Genomic DNA, 5,061 nt, shown 5'->3' with positions numbered 1-5,061 from the left:
ACGTCGCCGTCGGTGGATCTCGACGAGCTCGGTCTCGAGTCCGAGACGCTGGCCGATCGCCGCCGCCACGTGGCCGGACTGGGTCGTGGCCAGCAGGCTGCGGCGGGTGCCGACGCGGATGCGTGCGGTGGTCACGGGTGGGGTGCTCACAGGTGGGGTGCTCACAGGTGGGGTGGTCATGACACCTCCGGACGGGTCACGGCGCTGACGGCCTCGGGGTCGAGTGCGAAGAGCTCGGCCAGGGCTGCGGCGTAGGAGACCGCCCCGTCGGCGTTCGCGAGCTCCTTGACGCGCACGGTCGGCTCGTGGAGCAGCTTGTCGGCGACCCGGTTGACGGTACGACGGATCTCCTCGCGCGCCGCGGCGTCGAGGCCTGGCAGGCGGGTGTCGAGGCGGCTCAGCTCGGCGTCGACGACCGAGGTCGCCATCGAGCGCAGGGCGACCACGGTGGGGGCCACGCTCGCCTGGCGTCGAGCGGTCAGGAAGGCGGTGACCTCCTCGCCCACGATCCGGCGCACCTCGCGCACCTCGCCGCCGGCCTCGGTGTCGTGCAGCGCCGTCGCGAGGTCGGCCAGGTCGATCAGGCGCACGCCGGGCAGGGAGGCGACGCTGGCCTCGACGTCGCGGGGCAGGGCGATGTCGATGACCGAGAGCGCTCGGACGTCGTCGCCCCGAGCCGCGGCGAGCATCTCGCGGGTGATGACCGCGCCCGAGGACCCGGTGCAGCTGATGACCACGTCGGCGTCGGCGAGCGCGAGAGGCAGCTCGGCGAAGGCGACGGCCTGGACGCCGTACTCGGTGGCCAGACGGCTGGCGCGGTCGGCGGTCCGGTTGACGACGCTGACCCGGGCCGCGCCGAGTCGGGTGACCGTCGCAGTCGCGAGGCCGGCCATCGCGCCGGCTCCCACGATCACGACGCGGTTGGCGGCGACCGGTCCGGTCGTGGACTCCGACTGCTCCAGCGCCGCGGAGACGAGCGAGGGGGCGACCTGGTCGATCCCGGTCTCGGCCCGCGAGCGCTTGCCGACGCGCAGGGCCTGCTGGAACAGCACGTTGAGGGCCGGACCGACCGAGCCGAGCTCCTGGCCAAGACGGAGTGCCTCGCGGGTCTGACCGAGGATCTGGCCCTCGCCGACCGCCATCGAGTCGAGTCCGGCGGCAACCTGGAACAGGTGGGCCACGGCGCCGTCGTCGTAGTGGACGTAGAGGTGGGGCAGCATCATCTCGGCCGTCTCGCCGGCACGCTCCACCAGGAGCCGGGAGAGGTCCTCGACACTGCCGTGGAACCGGTCGACCTCGGCGTAGATCTCGACCCGGTTGCAGGTGGAGATCACCGTCGCCTCGGTGACGTTGCCGCACGAGACGGCGTCGCTGACGAGCTTGTGGACGCCGTCGGCGTCGAGCGCGACGCGCTCGAGGATCCCCACCGGGGCGGAGTTGTGGGAGATCCCCACGACCAGGACGCTCACAGCTGGGCCTTCCTCTGCTCGTGGTAGGCCAGGATCTGCAGCTCGATCGACAGGTCGACCTTGCGGACGTCGACGCCGCTGGGCACCGTGATCACGGTGGGGGCGAAGTTGAGGATGCTGGTGATGCCGCAGGCGACCATCCGGTCGGCCACCTGCTGGGCGCCGGACGGCGGGGTGGCGATCACACCGATCGCGACGCCCTGCTCGGCGACGATCTCCTCGAGGTCGTCGAAGGCGCGCACCTGCACCCCCGCGACCTCCTCGCCGTGGCGGGTGTCGTCGGCATCGAGCAGCGCCACGACGTGGAAGCCGCGGCTGCGGAAGCCGGAGTAGTTGGCCAGGGCGTGGCCGAGGTTGCCGATCCCCACGATCACGACCGCCCAGTCCTGGGTGACCCCGATCTCGCGGGCGATCTGGTAGCGCAGGTAGTCGACGTCGTAGCCGACACCGCGGGTGCCGTAGGAGCCGAGGTAGGACAGATCCTTGCGCAGCTTGGCGCTGTTGACGCCGGCCGCGGACGCCAGGTCCTCGCTCGAGCACGTGCGGATCGCCTCGTCGGCGAGGGTGTTCAGGGCACGCAGATAGACGGGTAGGCGGGCGACGGTCGCCTCGGGGATGTCCCGGGCCGTCTCGCTCGAACTCCGTGCGGTCACTGCTCTGCCTTCTAGTCGGCGCCCCTGATGTGGGTGACTGGTGAGGCCCCGGCCAGATCACTGTAGGAGTTTGTGAACGCGGGAACAAAACGAGCGAGCGAGCGGCCTAGCACACGTGATGCGTCCCACACGTAGAGGGGTACCGCAAGTTGTGGTAGAGGGTTCAGGCGGTGAGGGCCGCGCGCAGGCGGGTCGCGTCGACACGCCAGAAGTCGTGCTGACGGCCGTCGACGAAGGTCACCGGCACCTCGTCGGTGAAGCGTGCCTGCAGCTCGGGGTCCGCGTCGATCATCACCGTCTCGTAGCTCTCGCCGAGCTCGGCGCAGACCGCCGCGACGACGACCTCCGCCTCCTCGCAGAGGTGACAGCCGGGACGTGAGTAGAAGGTGACGCGGGCGGGCCCGGCGCTCACTCGAGGATCCCGAGGGCGCGGCGTCGCTCGATCCCGCGCAACCGACCCTTCTGCACCTTGCCGGTCACGGTGTGGGGCAGCTGCTCGACGACCTCGATGCGGCTCGGCACCTTGAAGCGTGCGAGCCGACTCGTGCAGTGCTCGCGCACAGCCTGCTCGAGGGCCACCGGGTCGAGGTCGGGTGCCACCACGTAGGCGACCACCGCCTCGCCGGTCTGCTCGTCGTCGGCCCCGATGACGGCGACCGCGCGCACCCCGTCGACCTCGGCGACGACGTCCTCCACCTCGACGGGGTAGACGTTGAAGCCGGACACGATCACGAGCTCCTTGACCCGGTCGACGAGGAAGACGTCGCCGCGGGGGTCGAGGAAGGCGACGTCGCCCGTGGACCACCAACCTTCGGCGTCGGGCCCGTCGACGCCGTCGGGCCAGTAGCCGCTGAAGAGGTTGTCGCCCCGGATCTGGATCTCACCCGGGTCGTCGCCGACGACGACCGCACCCAGGTCGTCGACCAGGCGCAGGTCGATGCCGGCCAGGGCCGCACCGACCGAGCCGGCGCCGGCAGACCCGTCGCCGGGGTCGCCGCTCGAGCACAGCGTCGAGGTCACGACCGGTGCCGCCTCGGTGAGCCCGTAGCCCTGGTGGACCGGCACTCCGGTGCGCCCGGTGAACTCGGCGATCACCTCGGGCGCGAGCGGTGCGGAGCCGGACAGGACCAGACGGACCGGCCCGAGCCGACCGGCGAGGTCGACGTCGCGCCAGTGCGCGAAGACCGGCGGGGCGACCGGCACGACGCTGCACGCCTCGTCGTCGATCAGGTCGAGCGTGCCCTGCGGGTCGAAGGAGTCGGTGAGCACGAGCTTGGCCCGCTGGGCGATGACGCAGCCGAGCACGGCGTTCAGGCCGTAGACGTGGAACAGCGGCAGCACGCCGAGAACGACGTCGTCGCCGTGGATCATCGGGGGCTGCACGTCGGCGACCTGGGCGATGTTGGCCGCCAGCGCGCGGTGGGTGAGCATCGCGGCGCGCGGGAGACCGGTGGTGCCGCTGGTGTAGAGGAGCACCGCGACGCGCTCGGGGTCGGTCAAGGGCGGCACCGGTCGGGCCGAGTCGGCACGCAGGTGGTCGTAGGAGCGCTCTCCGGGGCGCAGGGTGGACCCGATGACCACGACCCTGATGCGCTCGGCGACCGGCGAGGAGTCGGCGGCCAGCAGCACCGCTGCTTCGCGGACCGTGGTCACGGTGTCGCCGTCGGCGACGATCATCCGGGCCCCGCAGTCGTGGAGCAGGCGGGCCAGCTCGTGGGCCGTCGAGCGCGGGTTGACCGGCACGGCGATGGCCTGGGCGCGCAGCGCGCCGAGGTAGGTGGTGACGAACTCGATGCGGTTGCTGGCCGCGATCATCACGCGGTGGCCGGCCAGGATGCCCGCGGCGCCGAGACCGGTGGCGACGCGTCCGACCTCGTCGTCGAGCTCGGCCCAGGTCACGCTGCGACCACCCGACTCGACGATCGCCAGCATGGCGGGGTTCTCCACCGCGGCGCGGGCGAGCAACGCGGCCGGGCCCAGCGCGTCGCCGAAGCCACCGGATCGGGTGTCGAGGCCGCCTCCGGAGCCGTCGCGTCGGTCGGCGGGGTCCGCGCCATCGGCTGAAGGCATGAGGTTGAGTCTACGAGCAGGCGTCGCGCGCGTCAGGGGCCCTCGAAGACGCGCGCACGAGGGGGTCGGTCGATCACCGACGGCGCACTAGGGTGACCGCCATGACCCCCGCCGATCGACCCCGACGGCTCGACCTCCAACAGCGTTCGGTGATGGCCGGCGAGGCCGCAGCGGCCGCGGCCGAGGTGGAGGTGGCGCTCGACCAGCCACTGGACCCCACCTCCGCGGCCTTCTTCGACGTCGACAACACCGTGATGCAAGGCGCGAGCATCTTCCACTTCGCCCGAGGGCTGCACCGTCGCGACTTCTTCACCACCCGCGACCTGCTCGGCGCCGCCTGGATGCAGCTCTACTTCCGCATCGCCGGCAAGGAGGACCCCGAGCACGTCGCCGAGGCGCGCAACTCCGCCCTCAGCTTCATTGCCGGTCACACCGTCGCCGAGCTCGAGGAGCTCGGTGAGGAGATCTTCGACGAGGCGATGGCCCACCGCATCTGGCCCGGCACCCGCGCCCTGGCCCAGCTGCACCTCGACGAGGGCCAGCGCGTGTGGCTGGTGACCGCGGCCCCGATCGAGATCGCCCAGATCATCGCGCGGCGCCTGGGCCTCACCGGGGCGATGGGCACGGTCTCGGAGCACCTGGACGGCATCTACACCGGCCGGCTGGTCGGAGACCTGCTCCACGGTCCGGCGAAGTCCGAGGCGATCCTCGCCCTCGCGGCCCGCGAGGGGCTCGACCTCTCGCGCTGCTCGGCGTACTCCGACTCGGTCAACGACCTGCCGATGCTCGGTCTGGTCGGCGACCCCTGCGCCATCATCCCCGACGCCAAGCTGCGCGCCCACGCCCGCGAGCACGGATGGCGCATCCAC

General features: G+C 71.9%; 5 protein-coding genes. 1 reads left to right on the top strand and 4 read right to left on the bottom strand.

Going from position 1 to position 5,061, the window contains the following annotated elements:
• Positions 1 to 176 precede the first annotated feature (176 nt).
• The 4 genes from VOI19_RS14060 to VOI19_RS14045 form a co-directional block, all read right to left on the bottom strand.
• The gene (locus tag VOI19_RS14060; protein ID WP_323793589.1) at positions 177 to 1,469 is read right to left on the bottom strand and encodes a glutamyl-tRNA reductase; all 1,293 of its coding nucleotides are present in this window, start codon (positions 1,467 to 1,469) and stop codon (positions 177 to 179) included.
• Positions 1,466 to 2,122 (bottom strand): redox-sensing transcriptional repressor Rex, encoded by a 657-nt coding sequence (locus VOI19_RS14055; protein ID WP_323793588.1) that lies wholly within the window; start codon positions 2,120 to 2,122, stop codon positions 1,466 to 1,468. Before VOI19_RS14055 ends, VOI19_RS14060 begins: the two co-directional genes overlap by 4 nt.
• 163 nt (positions 2,123 to 2,285) lie before the next feature.
• On the bottom strand, positions 2,286 to 2,534 hold the full coding sequence (locus VOI19_RS14050; protein ID WP_323793587.1) for a glutaredoxin family protein: 249 nt from the start codon (positions 2,532 to 2,534) through the stop codon (positions 2,286 to 2,288).
• A complete protein-coding gene (locus VOI19_RS14045) occupies positions 2,531 to 4,192 on the bottom strand; it encodes an AMP-binding protein (RefSeq protein ID WP_323793586.1) in 1,662 nt (553 codons plus the stop codon). Before VOI19_RS14045 ends, VOI19_RS14050 begins: the two co-directional genes overlap by 4 nt.
• 101 nt (positions 4,193 to 4,293) lie before the next feature.
• On the opposite strand from VOI19_RS14045, the gene VOI19_RS14040 reads away from it, so the two are divergent.
• Positions 4,294 to 5,061, top strand: a 768-nt coding sequence (locus VOI19_RS14040) for an HAD-IB family hydrolase (protein WP_323793585.1), incomplete at its 3' end; no start/stop codon positions are given.

The sequence above is a fragment of the Nocardioides sp. genome (genome assembly GCF_034670285.1).
GTDB lineage: Bacteria > Actinomycetota > Actinomycetes > Propionibacteriales > Nocardioidaceae > Nocardioides.
The sequence above is the reverse complement of the archived record's forward strand: the minus strand, read 5'-3'. Positions and strand labels throughout refer to the sequence as shown.